Source organism: Polynucleobacter sp. AP-Nino-20-G2 (genome assembly GCF_018688235.1).
Classification (GTDB): domain Bacteria; phylum Pseudomonadota; class Gammaproteobacteria; order Burkholderiales; family Burkholderiaceae; genus Polynucleobacter.
Genome location: NZ_CP061313.1, coordinates 746,030 through 763,195 on the forward strand (window position 1 = coordinate 746,030; position 17,166 = coordinate 763,195).

The window sequence follows — 17,166 nt, forward strand, 5'->3', positions numbered from 1 at the left end:
TTAGTTGAAAGCTTCTTTTTGTAATTGGGTTAAATCACGAATACCTGCTTTCGCAAGATCGAGTAATGCGTTTAATTCATCACGAGAAAATGCTGCGCCTTCGGCAGTGCCTTGCACTTCAATCATGCCGCCCTTACCAGTCATGACGACATTCATATCTGTATCACATGAAGAATCTTCTGGATAATCCAAATCGAGCACGGGTACGCCGTGATAGATGCCTACGGAAATCGCAGCAACACTATCAATGATAGGGTCAGCCTTTAGCGCGCCGCTTGCGAGGAGGGTATTGATGGCATCACGTGCAGCAACATAGGCGCCCGTGATGGATGCAGTTCTTGTTCCGCCATCGGCTTGCAATACATCGCAATCCAAATGAATGGTGCGTTCGCCCAGGATCTTTAAATCAAAGACGCTACGCATAGCGCGACCGATCAAACGTTGGATCTCCTGGGTGCGACCAGATTGTTTGCCGCGAGCCGCTTCACGATCGCTGCGGGTGTGCGTAGAGCGGGGCAGCATGCCATATTCCGCGGTTACCCAACCTTCGCCGGAGCCCTTTTTGTGGGGAGGTACCTTTTCCAGGACGCTGGCTGTACACAGTACCTTGGTATCTCCGAAGGCAATCAGAACCGAGCCTTCTGCGTGCTTGGTAAAGGCGCGACTAATACTAATGGGGCGCAATTCAGTTGCGGTTCGGCCGCTAGGGCGGGTGATGTTGGCTTTGCTCATGGGGTGTGGTCCTAAAGATCTACAATGTCCATATGATATCGAGCATGACTGGTTATGGCAGCGCTTCTTGCCAAGTCTCCCTGGGAGCTGGTGTAGTTGCTGATCTGCAGGTGGAATGTCGGGCTGTCAATAGCCGCTTTCTGGATTTAGGCTTTCGTCTTCCGGACGAGTGTCGTGGGGCTGAGCCAGCGCTTCGCGAAATGGCTACCCAAAGCTTGTCGCGAGGCAAGGTGGAGTTCCGTGCCGCTTGGCGGGTGAATTCTGGTGCTGCAGGAGCCGCTAAGACTAATCCTCATGCTCTGGGAGCCCTCAATAAGGATCGCCTAGACGCCTTGTACACCCTCCAGGAAAAAGCCCAAGGATCTTTCCCCAAGGCGCAAGAGCTGACCATGGCTGATATTTTGCGTTGGCCTGGCATTGTTTCTGAGCCCAGAGGCGAGGAAGAGGGTTGGATTGCCGCAACTGTAGAGGCAGCTCGAGCAGCTTTGGCTGCTTTGATGGATAGTCGCCATGCAGAAGGTAAGGCGCTAGTTACGGTTCTGACCAACATCACCACGAAGATGCGTGAAATTGTGAAAACAATTGAACCAAAGGTGCCTGGGTACGTGGCGCAATATCAAGAAAAGCTGACTGAGCGCTTGTCCGAAGCCTTGGCTAGCCAGGAGCAATCTAAGGGCGGCACAGAGTTGATGGAGCGCATTCGCCAAGAGGTCGTGCTGTATGCGGTACGGATTGATGTTGCAGAAGAATTCGCCCGTTTAAAGACTCATCTTCAGGCTGTGGACAACGCTCTGACAGGCAAAGGACCGGTTGGTAAGCGTTTAGACTTTCTCATGCAGGAGCTTAATCGTGAGGCCAATACGCTGAGCTCCAAATCGGTTTCAGAAGAATGTACGCAAGCGGCTTTAGAGCTCAAACTCTTGATTGAGCAGATGCGTGAACAAGTGCAAAATTTAGAGTAATCATTACCAATACCAATCATGATGGCTAGCCCTAAACCCAAAGCAAATTTATCTCCAGCCTATCAAGGCAGTATGTTGATGATTGTGGCGCCATCTGGAGCCGGCAAATCTTCTTTGGTAAATGCCTTGCTTCAAGAAGATGCTGCTTTGAAGTTATCCCTATCAACGACTACGCGCGCACCAAGGCCAGGTGAAGTAGATGGCAAGGATTACCGCTTTGTCGCTAGAGAAGAATTTATTACGGAGCGCGATCAGGGAAATTTCTTGGAATACGCCGAAGTGCATGGAAATTTTTATGGGACTTCCCGAGCATGGATTGAAGCCCAAATGAAGACCGGGCGCGATGTCATGTTAGAGATTGATTGGCAGGGCGCTCAACAGATTCGGCAAATTATTCCTGAGGTGCAATGGATTTTTATTTTCCCGCCCTCAATTGAGGCTCTAGAGGAGCGTTTGCGCAAAAGAGGGCAGGATGACGAGGCGACCATTCAAAGACGCTTGGCGGCAGCGCATGTAGAGCTCCAGCATGCCCACGAGGCGGATTTCATTGTGGTGAATGATGATTTTGAGCAGGCCTTGACCGATTTACGACATGTGGTCGCTGCCAGCCGTCTCCGCTCAGGCCCGATTATGGCTCGCAACCCCGCGCTTTTAAGGCGTCTTGGGGTCTAATCAGTTATCCTATAGGTATTGAAGCTAAATTAAGTGAGTCCAGCATGGCCCGTATTACTGTAGAAGATTGTCTAAAAACTATTCCTAATCGTTTTGAACTGGTATTGGCTGCGACTTATCGCGCACGTCAATTGGTTCAAGGTCACTCCCCACGTGTTGAGTCCAGAGATAAAGCAACTGTAGTTGCGTTACGTGAAGTTGCTGCTGGTGTAACTGACCGTGACATGTTGACCAAAGTACCTTTGTAATTTAGGGGTTCCGGTGTGGAGCTCCCCTTAGGCGACCCAAACACATCGGACTCTCATGGCCAGGTCTCGCCTAAAGAGACCACCAAGGGCGATAAGGCATCCATTATTGCCACGCTGTTGGCTCAATCGAGTCGACATTTATTTGGGCCTACCTCTGCGCCCAATCTGCCGCTAAAACACCAGGTTGTATCCATTGAAGGATTAATTTCTAAGCTTGGCTATCTCAAGCCTGAAGAAATTACGCTCATTAAAAAAGCGTTTCAATTTGCCGATGCCGCTCACTTGGGTCAATATCGCCATAGCGGCGAGCCTTACATTACTCATCCTGTGGCGGTAGCGGAACTCTGCGCCACTTGGCGCTTGGATGCGCCTTCCATCATGGCCGCTTTACTGCATGATGTGATCGAGGACACTGGTTGCACTCAGGCGGATCTAGTCGAAAAGTTTGGAAGTAAGGTTGCTGAACTGGTTGAGGGTCTAACCAAGCTCGATAAGCTGGAGTTTCAGAGTCATGCTGAAGCGCAAGCGGAGAGCTTTCGAAAAATGTTTATGGCGATGGCGCGCGATGTCCGCGTCATTCTGGTTAAGCTGGCGGACCGCACACATAACATGCGCACCCTGGACGCTGTTCCCATGGAAAAGCGTCGTCGGGTTGCCGCTGAAACCATTGAGATCTATGCGCCGATTGCACACCGCCTTGGCCTCAATATTATTTACCGCGATTTACAAGATTTAAGTTTCCGCTTCTCCATGCCAATGCGCTTTAGGGTGATTGAAGGGGCTGTGAAGAGGGCGCGCGGCAATCGCAAGGAGATGGTCGAAAAGATTCTGCAGAACACTCGTATGGCTTTTGCAAAAGCGAATCTCGAGGTGGATCTGCAGGGTCGTGAAAAAACACTCTTTAGCATCTACAACAAAATGCGCAGCAAGCATTTGAGTTTCTCTCAGGTGCTCGATGTTTATGCCTTTAGGGTTACTGTTCACTCTATTGATGAGTGTTATCGCGCTTTAGGTATTTTGCATTCTCTATACAAGCCAATGCCGGGTAAATTCAAGGACTACATTGCTATCCCGAAGCTCAATGGTTACCAGTCTTTACACACCACCTTGCTAGGGCCTTCAGGCGTGCCGGTGGAGTTTCAGATTCGTACTAGTGATATGCATGCAGTTGCTGAGGCGGGTGTTGCCGCTCATTGGGCATATAAAGACGGTTCGCCTGATATGAGTGAGGTGCAAAGCCGCGCGCATCAATGGTTGCAATCGTTGATTGATATTCAAGATAGCAGCGGTGACTCTCAAGAATTCTTAGAGCACGTCAAGATTGATTTGTTCCCTGATGCGGTTTATGTCTTCACTCCGAAGGGGCAGATTAGAGCCTTGCCACGGGGCGCTACCGCATTAGACTTTGCTTATTCCATTCATAGTGATGTGGGCAATACCTGCGTAGCCGTCAAGATTAATGGCATGCAGCTCCCGTTGCGTAGTGAACTCAAGAACGGTGACATTATCGAAGTGGTTACCTCGTCTAACTCTCAACCGAATCCTGGCTGGTTGGCTTTCGTGAGAACCGGTAAAGCTCGTGCTTCGATTCGCCACTCCTTGAAAACGAAACATTATGCAGAGTCATTGCAGTTGGGCGAACGCCTCTTGGCTAGCGCCTTGCGCCAGCAGGGTGTTGATGCTGGATTGTTGTCACCAGAGATCTGGGAAAAACTGTTGCATTGGACTGGCGATAAAACGCGCGAAGAAGCTTGCGTCAATATTGCATTGGGCCGTAGATCCGCTCAAGAGTTGGCGATTCGCTTGAAGATTTTGATTGATGATGAAGGCGGTGATGAGCAAATGCGCTTGGGCGCGGCGGATTGGGTTTCCCCTCAACAGGAGATTGCTAGCCATCATCAGCGTCAGGCGATCCTAGTGGATGGTCGCGAAGGAAACTCCATTAGCTTTCAGAGTTGCTGCCACCCCATTCCTGGCGACAATATCATTGGCTACCTTGGTAAGGGCGAGGGACTGCAAGTTCACACCAATGACTGCCCGGTAGCTCTTAGGAGGCTTTCTAAAGACAGTGACAAGTGGGTGGAGGTCGAATGGGGTAAAGAGGTCAATCGTGAGTTTGAAGTAGACCTAGCCATCGATACTCGTCAAGGTAAAGGTGTCTTGGCGAGAGTTGCTAGCAGCGTGACTGCAGCCGACTCCAACATCATGAATGTTTCCATGGATGATCGCTACAAAGAGGATGCGGTCACCATACGATTTACGATCCAGGTATTCGACCGACTGCACCTTTCTAAGGTGATGCGCAGCCTACGGGCCAACCATGACGTGATGCGTGTGACAAGAACCAGAACGACTTAAGTTCCGATTTACAGATATTGAACGTCTAGAATTTCTATTTCAGTGGGGCCGGTAGGCGTTTGAATCTTGACGCAATCACCCAATCGAGCCTTAATGAGGGCCTTGGCGATAGGGGATACCCAGCTGACATAACCCCTATCTAGGTCGACTTCATCGACTCCTACGATGGTAATGGTGGTTTCTTTGCCGGAATTTGCTCCGTCGACATTGGCATAAGTGACGGTAGCCCCAAAAAACACCTGTTCAGCGTCAGCTTCCCCCGATTTTCTGGCCAAATTATCGACCACTACGGCAAATTCCAGGCGCTGATTTAGGAAGCGAATTCGGCGATCAATCTCCCGAAGTCGCTTTTTTCCATAGATATAGTCCCCATTTTCAGAGCGATCCCCGTTCGAAGCAGCCCAGTGCACAACCCTGACAACCTCAGGCCGGTCAAGGTTCAGGAGCTGTAAAAGCTCACTTTTAATACGTTCATGACCAGCGGGTGTGATGTAGTTCTTCTCTTCCATGGCATAATTATGGCTGTTGCGGCTGTAGCTCAGCTGGATAGAGTACTTGGCTACGAACCAAGGGGTCGTGGGTTCAATTCCTGCCAGCCGCACCATTACACGGGACTCTCCGGTCCATGCAAATTTCGATTTGCACGATATTCGGGGGTTTGCACGATATAAAGTGCCCCAAAGCAGTCGGAACGCCACCTTCGGGTGGCGTTTTTTTTGCCTAGATTTTGGTGAAATCCTATATAGAAAAAGGCCCCAGGGTAAGATTTTTGCAATCTATTGCATTATTTTTATCAATTGAGTGATTGGTTTTCCCCAAATATTGATGTTGTTATCCAGGCTTTATCCAAATAGGCAGTAGCGAAAGCTCGGAAAAAAGGTTGAAGGGCTTTGGCTAAGTCTTGTTGCTTTTCGTTGTCAATGTCGACCTAGGAGAAGACGATCTTTGGCAGTTGACAGGTCAGAGGCGATTTGAGCTCGAAATCATCTATTTAGATTTACATTGTGACTTCACAGCATTTAAAGCAATGGCTTAAATCGGTCTAATATCTAAAATATGGTTTAGGGTATTCATCAAATTCTGTTAGATTGAGAGCATGGGCTCTTTTAAACAGCAAGCAGCAATCAGAATTATGGCGTCAGCATTAGGCCTAGCGATATTATTTGGTGTCGCCACATATTGGATTACTCAAATTGCATTTGAGGGGGCAATTGCCAGGCAGGCAGCTGAAACTTCAAATTCATTAAGATGGGCACTAAATTCAAAGACAGTAGCGAGTCTTAGAAAAGACAACTCGCAGCTTATTTCTCAGCTTAATAACATTATCAAGTTTGGTAATTTCGATGCAGCCGAGTTATATGATGCTGACTGGCACAAGCTTGCGGAAGTTGATAATGACTTTGTTGATGAGCTTTCTCAACTCACTCGGGTGGATCATTTTAAGCAATATACCCAGCCAATTTATACGACGAATAAACTCAAAGATGGGCGACTTGCCATCAATGTGTTCGTTCCCTATCTTGAGACTCCCGACGATTTAACTAGCAAACCTTTGGGGTATTTCGAGGGTCTTTACATTGCTCCTGAGTGGCGAGTTGAGCAAATGCGCAATCTCTCTTATGGCAGCGTTTTATTTGTAACGCTTGCTGTGCTGATCTGTGGGTTAGCGCTGTATCCAATCATGCTAGATCTAAATAAGGAGAGGGAGAGAAAGGCAGAGAAGCTCTTTCAATCAAATGTTCTAGTCATGAAATCATTGGGCGAGGCTATTGCAAGGCGAGATAGCGAAACTGGAGCGCACAACAATCGTGTCACATTACTAGCAATTAATATTGCGGAGGCCATGAAGTTTCCCCCCAAAAGCATGGAGTCCTTGATCGTAGGGGCGCTGTTGCACGATATTGGGAAGATTGCGATTTCCGACAACATTTTGCTAAAGCCCGGAAAATTAACGGACGCAGAATTTGAAATCATGAAATCCCATGTAAACCAGGGTGAGAACATTATTGAAGATAAAGGGTGGCTACATGACGCATATGATGTGATCAGTGGACACCATGAGCGGTGGGACGGTAGCGGTTATCCAAGAGGGCTAAAGGGGGCAGCAATTCCGTTGGCTGCTCGAATTTTTGCCGTGGCCGATGTGTTTGATGCCTTAACCTCTAAAAGGCCATACAAAGAGCCTTTTGATTACGAAACATCGCTAGCTTTTATTGATGCGGCGAGTGGTAGCCATTTCGATCCACAGGTTGTAGAGATATTTAAGTCAATCTCTAAGGCGTTGTATGAGGATTTAATTACCCTGTCGGAATCGACTATAGAAAGTCGTCTGGATGAGGCAATTGTTCGCTATTTGAAAATTAGCCTGAGTTAGACGATCCGTTTTCCCTTATGAGGCAGTTTTGGCGAGTTTTTAGGAGTTTTATCGTGCACTTATTATGACGTAAGCCTTTGTTCTATTTGAGTAATGGTGCGAGTCAGTTGTTTTCTGCGTACCAAAGGGTCGTGGTTGAATGTCTGCCGGCTGCACCATTACACGGGACTCTCCGGCCCATGCAAATTTCGATTTGCACGATATTCGGGGGTTTGTACGATAAAAAGTACCCCACAGCAGTCGGAACGCCACCTTCGGGTGATTTTTCTTTGAATGTCTGCTTTGGGTCTTGATTTCAACCCGTCGATGCAACACACTACAAACTGCACGATACTTTTTTGAGTTTTGCCAAGTATCAAAGAGTTACAGCGATTTTTTGTAAGTTTTATCGTGCACTTATAATGCTGCAAGCCTTTGTATTGTTTGAGTAAATCGCTGTTCAGTGGTGATGCCTACGAACCAAGGGGTCGTGGGTTCAATTCCTGCCAGCCGCACCATCCCATACAAGGCCTAGTTGAAAAACTGGGCCCTTTTTCTTTTTGAGGCGTTTCACCGCAGTTTCATATGGATCCCGTATAGTTTGCTTATGAGCACTTCAGATGCCGTTTCATTGCCTTCTCTTGCGCCGGTAGCGGTTTGGTCGCAGGTTGACCAGGCACATGCTCAGGTCTCTTTAAGTGGCGTCGTTAACGTCTATTCTTTAGCGGGTGTTTGGACCGATGTTCGTCAGAAGCAAACCGCTTGGCTGCAGCAGGGTGGTGGCAAGTCTCAAACCCTCATTTTCGATGCATCCAAGGTGAGCTCTCTTGATGGATCCGCATTTGCCTTCTTGATCGATCTTGAAGAGGCGCAGCAAAAAGCAGGTGGTCAGTTTGATATTCAGGGTTTAGATCCGAAGTATCAGCCGCTCTTAAAAGAATTTGATCCAATCAATAATTTGTTCCCCGCACCAAGCCCTAAGCCAAAAACCAATTTTGTGGTCAGTACGGGCAAAGGTACGCAAGCACTGTTAGATGATGCCAACGGTCTCATTACTTTTGCTGGCCACCTCTCGGCAGACCTAGCGTGGTCCATACGCCATATCAATCAAGTGCGCTGGGGGGATTTTGTGAATGCCGCTGTAGAGGCTGGTATAGCGGCCTTGCCTATTGTTGGTTTGGTGGCATTTTTGATTGGCGTTATTTTGTCGTTTCAGGCCGCCATCGGAATGGAGCAGTTTGGCGCGGTTTCTTTTGTAGGGCCATTAGCCGCACTAGGGATTGTTCGCGAAATGGGCCCCTTGATCACCGCAATTCTGCTGGCCGGCCGATCATCTGCCGCATTCGCTGCGGAGATTGGAACAATGACGGTAAATAGCGAGGTTGATGCCTTGGTAACGGGTGGCTTAAGTCCAATTCGGTTTCTGGTGGTGCCAAGAGTGCTTGCTGGGATTTTGGTAATGCCCATTCTGACTTTGTACGCAGACATCGTGAGTATTTTTGCCTCCATGATGACGATGCAAATTTACGGGATTCCTTTTATTAACTTCTATAACGGCATGCTGTCTGCTGTAGATGTGGAAGATATTCTCTCTGGTTTATTAAAGGCCACCTTATTTGGCGTGGTTATTTCCGCCGTCGGCTGCTTGCGCGGAATGCAAACAGGTACAGGTGCGGCAGCGGTTGGTATTTCCGCTACACGTGCAGTCGTGAGTAGCATTGTCATGATTGTGTTGGTGGACGGTATCTTTGCCTACATATCTTATAGAACGGGTTTCTGATGGGCGCTATTAGCAACGATCTCGCTATCGACGTTCAAAATCTCACGGTGGGCTACGGCTCCAAAGTGTTATTGCAAGATCTCAATTTTTCCGTCAAGAATGGTGAGATATTTGTTATCTTGGGTGGTTCGGGTTGCGGAAAATCTAGCCTCCTTAAAAATCTGTTTGGCTTGTACCAGCCCTTATCGGGTGATGTCTTGATTGAGGGGCAAAACATCACTACGGCTGCAGGGGCTGAGCGTCAAAAAATTATGACGAGCTTTGGGGTGATGTATCAACAGGGTGCCTTATTCGGTTCGATGAATCTGATAGATAACGTGACGCTATTTATGGAGGAGTACACCCAGCTCACTAAAGAGCAGATGAATTTATTGGCCCGCTGTAAGTTGGATTTGGTTGGCCTGCTGCCTTATGAGTCCTATATGCCCAGTGAGATTAGCGGCGGCATGCAAAAACGTGCGGCAATCGCGCGAGCGATGGCATTAGATCCTAAGATTCTATTTTTAGATGAACCATCAGCAGGCCTTGATCCCATCACATCCGCGGATTTGGACAGCACCATTTTGGACCTCTCTAAAAATTTGGGTTTTACCTTTGTCATTGTGTCCCATGAGCTAGCTAGCATTTATTCCATTGCGGATAAGGTCATTATGTTAGATAAGGATGCTAAGGGCATCATCGCCGAGGGCGACCCCAAAGTATTACGAGATACCAGTCAAGATCCTAGAGTGCATCAATTCTTCAATCGCATTATGAGCAAGGACGCAGCATGAGCAATAACTCCAATCCCAATTATTTTCGTCTTGGCGTTTTTGTTCTTGCCGCGATCGGCGTTCTCATCACGGTGATTTTGATTTTTGGTTCGGGACAGTTCTTTAAAAAGTCCTTCACGATTGAAACCTACATCAAGCAGTCTATTACCGGCTTGGACGCCGGCGCTGCTGTGCGTTTCCGGGGTGTAAAAATTGGTCAGGTTAGCTCAATTAGCCTTTCGGGAGGCCTTTATGAAAGAGATGTGCCTATGCCCGATAGACGCGAATATGTAGTGGTAAGAATGCAAATTTTTGGAGATAACCTTCAGTTGAGTAATTTGCAAACCTATCTAAAAGATAATCTTCGTACGCGCATCAAATCTATGGGTATTACAGGTGTTAATTATGTGGAGTTAGATTTTTATCCTAGCGCAACTCAGTATGTCCCGTTGCCATATTCATGGGAGCCTGAATATCCAGTTGTTCCCTCAATGCCAAATCAAGCTGATGAAATTCTGTCGGGCATTCAGAAGTTGATCGGCGCGTTAAATAGCTTGGATGTTGATGGCACTCAGAAGAAGTTTGACGCTCTTTTATCAAACCTGAACATCTTGATGGCTGGTGACGGTAAAGATAACTCCGGTCTGGCTAACTCCGTCAAGGACCTGAATGTATTGTTGGCACGCATTGCCAAGGTGACTGATAAAGGTGAGCTGGAGGTGCTCATGCGCGAGTTGGTTGCCACTATGGTGTCTTTACGCCAAACCGTCAGTAGCGTGCAGGGTGATACGACGGCGACCATGGAAAATTTACGCCAGGCAAGCGAACAACTTAATGAGTTCACGCGCATCGCAAGTCAATCTCCTTCAACCTTGATTTGGGGTGAACCTCCGCCTCGTATTACTCCTCCGATGAATGGAGCGCAAAAATGAAGACTCATCAAATGCCTGTTGTGCGTTTAGTAAAGTTCGCCTCATTGACATTGTTTGTGGCAGCATTAGCTGCCTGTTCTCTACCTAAGCGTCCCGCGCTGGAGACCGCGAGTTGGATGCTAGCTCCCGAGCGAACTGGGCAGGCACATAAACCTCGCACTGATATTTGGCTCAAGATGGGCCCTGTATCGACATCGCCCCCATTTGATGGGAGGTCTTTGGTGTATCGCTTGGGTGACCAGCGCTATGAAAAAGATTTTTACAACATCTATTCAGCGTTGCCTAACGACATGATTGCTAGTGCTACCCGTCAGTGGATGAACAATGCGCAAATCTTTGCCATGACGGTAGGGCAAAGCAATAGTTTTTTCCCTTATTACACCTTGCAGGCATCTGTTGAGGAGTTTTATGGCGATTACCGCGTTCGCCCTGAGGCTGTGGTGACTGTCGAGTTCTTTTTAACAGCGACTACCGCCGCAAAAACCAACCCTGTGATTGGGGCTAACCGCTATAGCAAGCGTATTGCCCTGAAGGACAACACTCCAGGTGCTTTAGTGACCGGTCAGCAAGAGGCTTTGGCGCAAATTCTTAAAGAGTATGAGGCGCAGCTTTATCAGTACGCCGGCAATTTACCCAAACCTTTGGGACAATAATTATTTAGGCATTTCATTAATACAAGTAGGTGGAGAAGATATGGATTTAGGACTTAAGGGCAAAGTTGCCTTAGTGTTGGCGTCAAGCCGTGGATTAGGGCAGGCAATGGCAGTTTCTTTGGCGCGAGAGGGTGTTAAGGTCGCAGTTACCGGACGCAATCCTGAAGGCCTGAAAAAATCTGTTGAGCTGATTGAGGCTGCGGGCGGCACAGCATTAGCTTTGTCTTGGGATCTGTCTGATGCATCGGTCATCGATGGCTTGGTTAGCAGGGTGGAAAAAGAATTGGGCCCTGTGGACATCTTGATTAACAATACTGGTGGTCCTCCTCCAACTTTAGCTGTAGGCCAAGATCCAGCGCTGTGGCAGAAGAGTTTCAACGATATGGTTTTGTCTCTGATCAGTATTACGGATCGTGTTCTTCCAGGTATGCGTCAGCGTAAATGGGGTCGCATTATCACCAGCACGACATCGGGTGCTATTGCCCCAATTAAAAATCTCGCTATTTCCAATACCTTGCGAGCGGCCTTGCTTGCCTGGTCTAAGACATTGTCTGCTGAAGTGGCTGCCGATGGGGTTACGGTCAATATCATCATGCCGGGACGAGTTGCCACTGATCGTTTGCGTCAGCTAGATGAAGCACGTGCCCAGCGTGAGAATGTGAGCTATGACTCTGTGGTTCAAGCTAGCCTGAAACAAATTCCGATGGGGCGCTATGGAGATCCTCAGGAGTATGGCGATACAGCGACATTCTTGGCCAGTCAAAATGCATCTTTCATTACTGGATCAGTCATACGCGTTGATGGCGGTCAGATTCAGGCAATCTAAGCGCAGTGCTGATTCGTTTTTTACAGGGTCTTAGGCGGGATTTCAGATCTAGTGAGTTAGTGTGGCTCTTTGTTGCGCTAACACTCTCAGTGGTGGCGCTATCTAGCGTTAGCTTTTTAGCTGATCGTATGCAGCGCGCATTTCAGTTTGATGCGCGTCAGTTGCTTGCCGCGGATTTACTCTTGGTTGGTGATCAGCCAATTCCTGAGCGGTTTATTCAAGAAGCTAAGGGGCGTCAGCTTCAGATTGCTCAGACCATTGTGTTCTCGAGCATGGCCACTGTGGGCTCTCAGAGCAAACTTGCTTCTCTAAAGGCGGTGAGCCCCACTTATCCTCTGCGCGGCCGACTTGAGCTTGCTGCCACATCGTCCGACACCGTTCCGCCTACAGGCTCCGTTTGGGTTGATCCAGCGATGCTGGCAAGTCTCAATGCTAAGGTGGGAGATCGGATGGCTTTAGGCGATCGATCATTTGCCATTGCGGGTATTCTCGAGCGCGAATTAGATCGTGGCGCGGGCTTCATGAATTTTGCGCCACGCGTCATGATGTCTTTAGAAGATCTGCCTTCAACTGGGCTGATCGGTCTGGGCAGCCGAGTGACTTATCGTCTGCTCGTGGCTGGCCCCGATACTGCGATTGCCGCCTATGACGCATGGGCGTCCCAATGGATTGCAAGAGAAGGGATTCGTGGCGTTCGGATTGAGACGCTGGAGAATGCGCAGCCGATGATGCGTAAAACTTTAGAAAGGGCTGAGCGCTTTTTATCTTTAGTCGCTTTACTCACGGCCATGGTCGCCGCAGTTGCTATTGCCTTATCGGCTCGTCGTTATGTACTCAAGCAAGCTGATGTTTGCGCTGTCATGAAATGTCTTGGTGCAACTCAAAACACCATTCTTCTGGGGCAGCTCAAAATTCTGATGGGCTTAACGCTGCTAGCGTCAGTGATTGGCGCAACTATCGGTTTTGCAGTTCAAGAAGTGCTAATAGCTCTATTGGGCAATTTTGTTTTGGCCAATCTTCCATCCATTTCTCTCTGGCCTCTTGCGTGGAGTATTTTATTTTCCCTATTTTTACTGATCGGATTTGCTGGGCCTCCATTATTCAGTTTGGTAACGATTGCCCCGATACGCCTTGTTCGAAAAGAGCTTGGGGTTGTTAGTATCCGGTCGATTTGGGTGGCGTTATTAGGCTTGCTGACTTGCCTCACCTTGATTGCGGTTGCCGCACAAGATTGGAAGCTTGCCTTTTGGGTCGGACTGAGTTTTAGTCTAGCCGTCGCGCTATTTGCACTCATCGCTTGGTTGGCTCTGCGCGCATTACAGTTTGTGCTGTCTCGTTGGGGTTCAAATAGTTTTGCTCTGAGATTTGCCTTAGGCACCCAAGCCCGGCGCGCTGGTTTTGCGGTCATGCAAATTACTGCCTTGGGTATCGCTTTAATGGCTTTACTCATGATTTTGCTTCTACGCCAAGATCTATTGGCGACTTGGCGCGGCAATATTCCAGTCGATGCTCCCAATCGATTCATGATTAATATTCAAGAAGATCAAAAGCCAGGGATTGCTCAAGTTTTAGAAAGTGCAGGTTTGAGTCAGCCTCATTTTTATCCTATGGTTCGAGCGCGACTCATTGAAGTGAATGGTAAGGAAATTCATTCCAGTGATTATTCAGAAGAAAACGCTCGGCGCTTAGTAGATCGTGAATTTAATCTTTCATACACCGATCAACTACCTGATGGCAATCGCATTACCGCTGGAAAGTGGATTGAGGGTGACGCCCCTCAAATTTCTTTAGAAGCTGGAATTGCCAAGACCTTGCATATCAAGCTGGGAGATCAAATGGGCTTCGAGCTTGCCGGTGAGAAAGTTACTGCGCCCGTAACTTCATTGCGCAAGTTGGATTGGGGCTCCATGAAGGTCAATTTCTTTGTCATTATGTCTCCAGCCCAGCTGAGTGGCATGCCCCAATCTTGGATCACGTCTTACTATCAAAGTCCTGCTATTGACGGTATAGATTTTCAGTTGACGCAAGCTTATCCCAATCTGACCATCGTGGATGTGGCGACATCTCTGCGTCAAATACAGGATGTATTGGATCGCCTGTCTTCAGTATTAGGATTGTTATTCGCATTTACGATTGCTGCCGCGGTGTTGGTATTGCTTGCGGCAATTGCGGCTACCCAGGATGAGCGCTTTAGAAGTGCGGCCTTATTGAAGGCAGTGGGTGCGTCTCGCAATCTTCTTGGGAAGATTGCCATGACCGAGCTTTTAATTATTGGAATATTAGCGGGCACCCTCGCTGGACTTGCCGCCGGTATAGCTGCTTGGGCCTTAGGCCGTTTTGTGCTCGAGATTGAGTTTCATGCGTTTGCGCAATCTCTAGTAATGGGCATTATTTTTGGAGTGGGCGCCTGTCTCTTGGCAGGTTATCGATTTCAGAGAAGAATCCAAACAGCGACTGCGATGGAGTGCCTGCGCGAGATCTGACGCTCACAGGCCTCTTTTAGTCTTACGACAGCGTAACCAGGTTTTTTGGTAGCTCAACTAGGCGAGTGCCGCCAAATCGATCTGGCAAGCTTTGACGCAGCAGGGGATTTACTCGGTCTAAATAGATGGTTAGTGGCCAAAGAAATAATGTAACTGTAAAAAGCATTTCAATGATTTGCCATCTCTGTAATTCAAGAAGCCATTGCAGAAACACGCAGGGCACTAGCCATAGAGATCCGAATACATAGCGCCAAACTGCTTGGCGACGCGTTAAGTGATAGCCTCCGGGGCCGATCATGCGCACACGCCAAGTTTGCATCGCCAGTGTTTGACCGGATTTGGTCCAATACCAAACAAAATAAATGCCTAAGACGGTATAGAGATAGAGAAAAGTGAGCCAGCTAGGTAGTGAGACACCAAACAAAATACCCAGACCCAAGTTAGGAACTAAGAAGGTGAAGGCAATTACACCCAGTAGCACTAGTTGTTCGTAGAGCGCACACGATACACGTCGCCAAAATTGCGGTGCCGGTAATGCGTTTAATTCAGCAGGCGTCATTGAGGGTTATGGATTGCTCGAACTAGCTTCGTTAGCGCTAGGAGGTGGAGCATCTTGCGCAGGTGCGCTAGGTGCTGGCAGGGTGGGTGCCAAATTTGATTTCTGAGTGATTGGATGCTGTTGCAGTGTAGGTGCATTAGCAGCCGTCGGTTTTTTCTTGTTCACTTCAGCTTGAGCCAATTTCTTTTTTTGCTCATCACTTAATTTTTGATAAGCGCTCCAGGCTTCTGCTTTTTTCTCAGCAGGGAAGTTCAAACTAGTTAAGTAATTTTCACGAGCAATACGGCGATCTTTTTGAGAAAGGTTTGACCAACTCGTCATGCGTGACTGAAGACGTTGTTGATCTGCCGCACTCATTTTTGGATAGAGGTTGGCAACCTGAATCCATTTCTTGCGACTTTCTGGAAGCATGTAATCCCAGTCGCTTTCAAGCGGGGCTAGGATGCGTTGTTGCTCTGGCTTTAAACCTTCCCATGTGCCGTCCAGCTTTTTCTCGGGAATGCCGGTTGCTTTGCTATGGCCGCCTGCCGGTGCCTGAGCAAATGCGCCCACCGACATCATTAGCGTTGCACTAATGAGGAGTTTTGTGGGTAACGATCTATAGTTTTTTGGCATGCACTAAGGCTTGGAATTAGTTTGGTGATTTACTGGACGTGATGCCATCTTGTTCGGAGTCGGCTAGAGGGCCATTTTTAAGGAAGCCCATAAAACCGCTGTCAGCGTAAGCATCAGGCGGAACATCGTCTGTTAGAAGCGCTGCATCCACTTCGGCAATATCGTTGATACGAGAGTCTTCTTGCCATTGAGCGATGCCAATTAAGCCAAAAACAAGAACCGCTAATGGCGCAATCCAACTGATGCTGTCCCAAAATGAACGTGATCCAGAAGACCAGTTTCCAGTGGAATTGGCGAATACATGCTGCTGAATGCGTACTTTTTCAGGCTTTTTAACTGAAAGCGCCTTCAAACGCGCCGCATATAGACGATCTTTGATGCCTGCTGGCAGGGATTGGGATCCATGGCGGAGCAGGGTGGCAGCAGCCAGACCGAATTGGTCGACTTCTGTAGGGTTTAAAAGATCTTCTTTGGTGCGATTCACAGCGTAATTCCTTTTAATTTCAATGCTTTAGCTAGAGCCTGAGTGGCTCTTGAGCAGTGGGTTTTGACGCTACCCTCGCTACAACTCATGGCAAGGGCCGTTTCAGTAATGCTCAGCTCATCCCAATAACGCATCAGGAAGGCTTCTCGTTGACGGACAGGCAATTTTGATATTTCTGACTCTAGGGCCTGTAAAAGCTGACTCCGCTCTAGCTTTTGCTCCCCATCTTGGTGGGCTTCACTGTCATCCGGGGCAGAAAGTGCCTCCAGAGGGTCAAAATCATCACTTTCATCGGACTTCTTCCCCATGTTGGAGAAAAGAGTGACCCAGGTATTTCGAACTTTTTGCCGTCTAAACCAGTCATGAATGCGGTTTTGAAGGATTCGAGTAAAAACCAAAGGTAATTCTGCGGCAGGGCGATCCCCATACTTCTCCGCCAGCTTAATCATGGCATCCTGAACAATGTCTAGGGCGGCATCATCATCTCGTACAGCGTAGACCGCTTGCTTAAAGGCACGCTGCTCGACGCTGCTCAAAAAGTCAGAAAGTTCTTGGGATGAAGCCATTCAGTGGATTAGACCTGAATCAGATGGAATTCGTCCATTTTAGGGGATTGCTATAGAATATAGGGCTTACTACCTAGAATCTCATTCAAGAAGTGGTTTTTTCCGGTAGCAGCGCCGTTCGAACTCAGGCCACAAGCAGGAGACAGAACAGACCAAACAATTTTTTGCCGAAAATTGCAAAGGACGAAAGA

17 protein-coding genes and 1 tRNA gene are annotated in these 17,166 nt (G+C 48.2%); 12 read left to right on the forward strand and 6 right to left on the reverse strand.

The window, feature by feature from the left end; translation table 11 throughout:
• Positions 1 to 732, reverse strand: a complete 732-nt coding sequence (gene rph, locus FD960_RS03935) for a ribonuclease PH (protein WP_215300092.1) — start codon at positions 730 to 732, stop codon at positions 1 to 3.
• A 32-nt stretch (positions 733 to 764) separates the two neighbouring features.
• Here rph and FD960_RS03940 point away from each other — a divergent pair, with 32 nt between their 5' ends.
• From FD960_RS03940 to FD960_RS03955, 4 genes are read left to right on the forward strand one after another with little or no spacing between them, the layout of a single operon-like run.
• Positions 765 to 1,694: a YicC/YloC family endoribonuclease gene (locus tag FD960_RS03940; protein ID WP_215300094.1), complete on the forward strand. Its 930-nt coding sequence runs from the start codon at positions 765 to 767 to the stop codon at positions 1,692 to 1,694.
• A 21-nt stretch (positions 1,695 to 1,715) separates the two neighbouring features.
• The gene (gene gmk, locus FD960_RS03945; protein WP_215300583.1) at positions 1,716 to 2,366 is read left to right on the forward strand and encodes a guanylate kinase; all 651 of its coding nucleotides are present in this window, start codon (positions 1,716 to 1,718) and stop codon (positions 2,364 to 2,366) included.
• A 44-nt stretch (positions 2,367 to 2,410) separates the two neighbouring features.
• The gene (gene rpoZ, locus FD960_RS03950; protein WP_011902918.1) at positions 2,411 to 2,614 is read left to right on the forward strand and encodes a DNA-directed RNA polymerase subunit omega; all 204 of its coding nucleotides are present in this window, start codon (positions 2,411 to 2,413) and stop codon (positions 2,612 to 2,614) included.
• Positions 2,615 to 2,629: 15 nt separating this feature from the next.
• Entirely contained in the window at positions 2,630 to 4,972 is a 2,343-nt protein-coding gene (locus tag FD960_RS03955) for a bifunctional (p)ppGpp synthetase/guanosine-3',5'-bis(diphosphate) 3'-pyrophosphohydrolase (protein WP_371817442.1), read from the forward strand.
• A gap of 8 nt (positions 4,973 to 4,980) precedes the next feature.
• On the opposite strand, the gene greB is transcribed toward FD960_RS03955, so the two are convergent.
• Positions 4,981 to 5,481: a transcription elongation factor GreB gene (greB, locus tag FD960_RS03960; RefSeq protein WP_215300096.1), complete on the reverse strand. Its 501-nt coding sequence runs from the start codon at positions 5,479 to 5,481 to the stop codon at positions 4,981 to 4,983.
• A gap of 18 nt (positions 5,482 to 5,499) precedes the next feature.
• Here greB and FD960_RS03965 point away from each other — a divergent pair.
• From FD960_RS03965 to FD960_RS04000, 8 genes are all read left to right on the forward strand, one after another.
• Positions 5,500 to 5,576 (forward strand) — tRNA-Arg (locus tag FD960_RS03965).
• Between the two features lie 492 nt (positions 5,577 to 6,068).
• Positions 6,069 to 7,346: an HD-GYP domain-containing protein gene (locus FD960_RS10475; RefSeq protein ID WP_251369843.1), complete on the forward strand. Its 1,278-nt coding sequence runs from the start codon at positions 6,069 to 6,071 to the stop codon at positions 7,344 to 7,346.
• A 586-nt stretch (positions 7,347 to 7,932) separates the two neighbouring features.
• Complete coding sequence (locus FD960_RS03975; RefSeq protein WP_215300097.1) at positions 7,933 to 9,105, forward strand: ABC transporter permease; 1,173 nt, start codon at positions 7,933 to 7,935, stop codon at positions 9,103 to 9,105.
• The gene (locus tag FD960_RS03980) at positions 9,105 to 9,878 is read left to right on the forward strand and encodes an ABC transporter ATP-binding protein (RefSeq protein ID WP_215300110.1); all 774 of its coding nucleotides are present in this window, start codon (positions 9,105 to 9,107) and stop codon (positions 9,876 to 9,878) included. The genes FD960_RS03975 and FD960_RS03980 overlap by 1 nt, the downstream gene beginning before the upstream one ends.
• Complete coding sequence (locus FD960_RS03985; RefSeq protein ID WP_215300112.1) at positions 9,875 to 10,789, forward strand: MlaD family protein; 915 nt, start codon at positions 9,875 to 9,877, stop codon at positions 10,787 to 10,789. Before FD960_RS03980 ends, FD960_RS03985 begins: the two co-directional genes overlap by 4 nt.
• Positions 10,786 to 11,442: a membrane integrity-associated transporter subunit PqiC gene (locus tag FD960_RS03990; RefSeq protein ID WP_251369844.1), complete on the forward strand. Its 657-nt coding sequence runs from the start codon at positions 10,786 to 10,788 to the stop codon at positions 11,440 to 11,442. The genes FD960_RS03985 and FD960_RS03990 overlap by 4 nt, the downstream gene beginning before the upstream one ends.
• A gap of 40 nt (positions 11,443 to 11,482) precedes the next feature.
• The gene (locus tag FD960_RS03995; RefSeq protein WP_215300115.1) at positions 11,483 to 12,268 is read left to right on the forward strand and encodes an SDR family oxidoreductase; all 786 of its coding nucleotides are present in this window, start codon (positions 11,483 to 11,485) and stop codon (positions 12,266 to 12,268) included.
• A 5-nt stretch (positions 12,269 to 12,273) separates the two neighbouring features.
• Positions 12,274 to 14,751 carry an ABC transporter permease gene (locus FD960_RS04000; RefSeq protein ID WP_215300116.1) on the forward strand — a complete coding sequence of 826 codons (2,478 nt, stop codon included), beginning with the start codon at positions 12,274 to 12,276 and terminating at the stop codon, positions 14,749 to 14,751.
• A gap of 22 nt (positions 14,752 to 14,773) precedes the next feature.
• Here the strand turns inward: FD960_RS04000 and FD960_RS04005 are convergent, their stop codons facing one another.
• The 4 genes from FD960_RS04005 to FD960_RS04020 are packed head-to-tail and all read right to left on the reverse strand — an operon-like array spanning position 14,774 to position 16,975.
• On the reverse strand, positions 14,774 to 15,310 hold the full coding sequence (locus FD960_RS04005) for an RDD family protein (protein ID WP_215300118.1): 537 nt from the start codon (positions 15,308 to 15,310) through the stop codon (positions 14,774 to 14,776).
• Between the two features lie 6 nt (positions 15,311 to 15,316).
• Positions 15,317 to 15,925: a DUF3106 domain-containing protein gene (locus FD960_RS04010; RefSeq protein ID WP_215300120.1), complete on the reverse strand. Its 609-nt coding sequence runs from the start codon at positions 15,923 to 15,925 to the stop codon at positions 15,317 to 15,319.
• A 16-nt stretch (positions 15,926 to 15,941) separates the two neighbouring features.
• Positions 15,942 to 16,409, reverse strand: a complete 468-nt coding sequence (locus FD960_RS04015) for a DUF3619 family protein (protein ID WP_215300121.1) — start codon at positions 16,407 to 16,409, stop codon at positions 15,942 to 15,944.
• On the reverse strand, positions 16,406 to 16,975 hold the full coding sequence (locus FD960_RS04020) for an RNA polymerase sigma factor (RefSeq protein WP_215300123.1): 570 nt from the start codon (positions 16,973 to 16,975) through the stop codon (positions 16,406 to 16,408). Before FD960_RS04020 ends, FD960_RS04015 begins: the two co-directional genes overlap by 4 nt.
• Between the last annotated feature and the right edge of the window lie 191 nt (positions 16,976 to 17,166).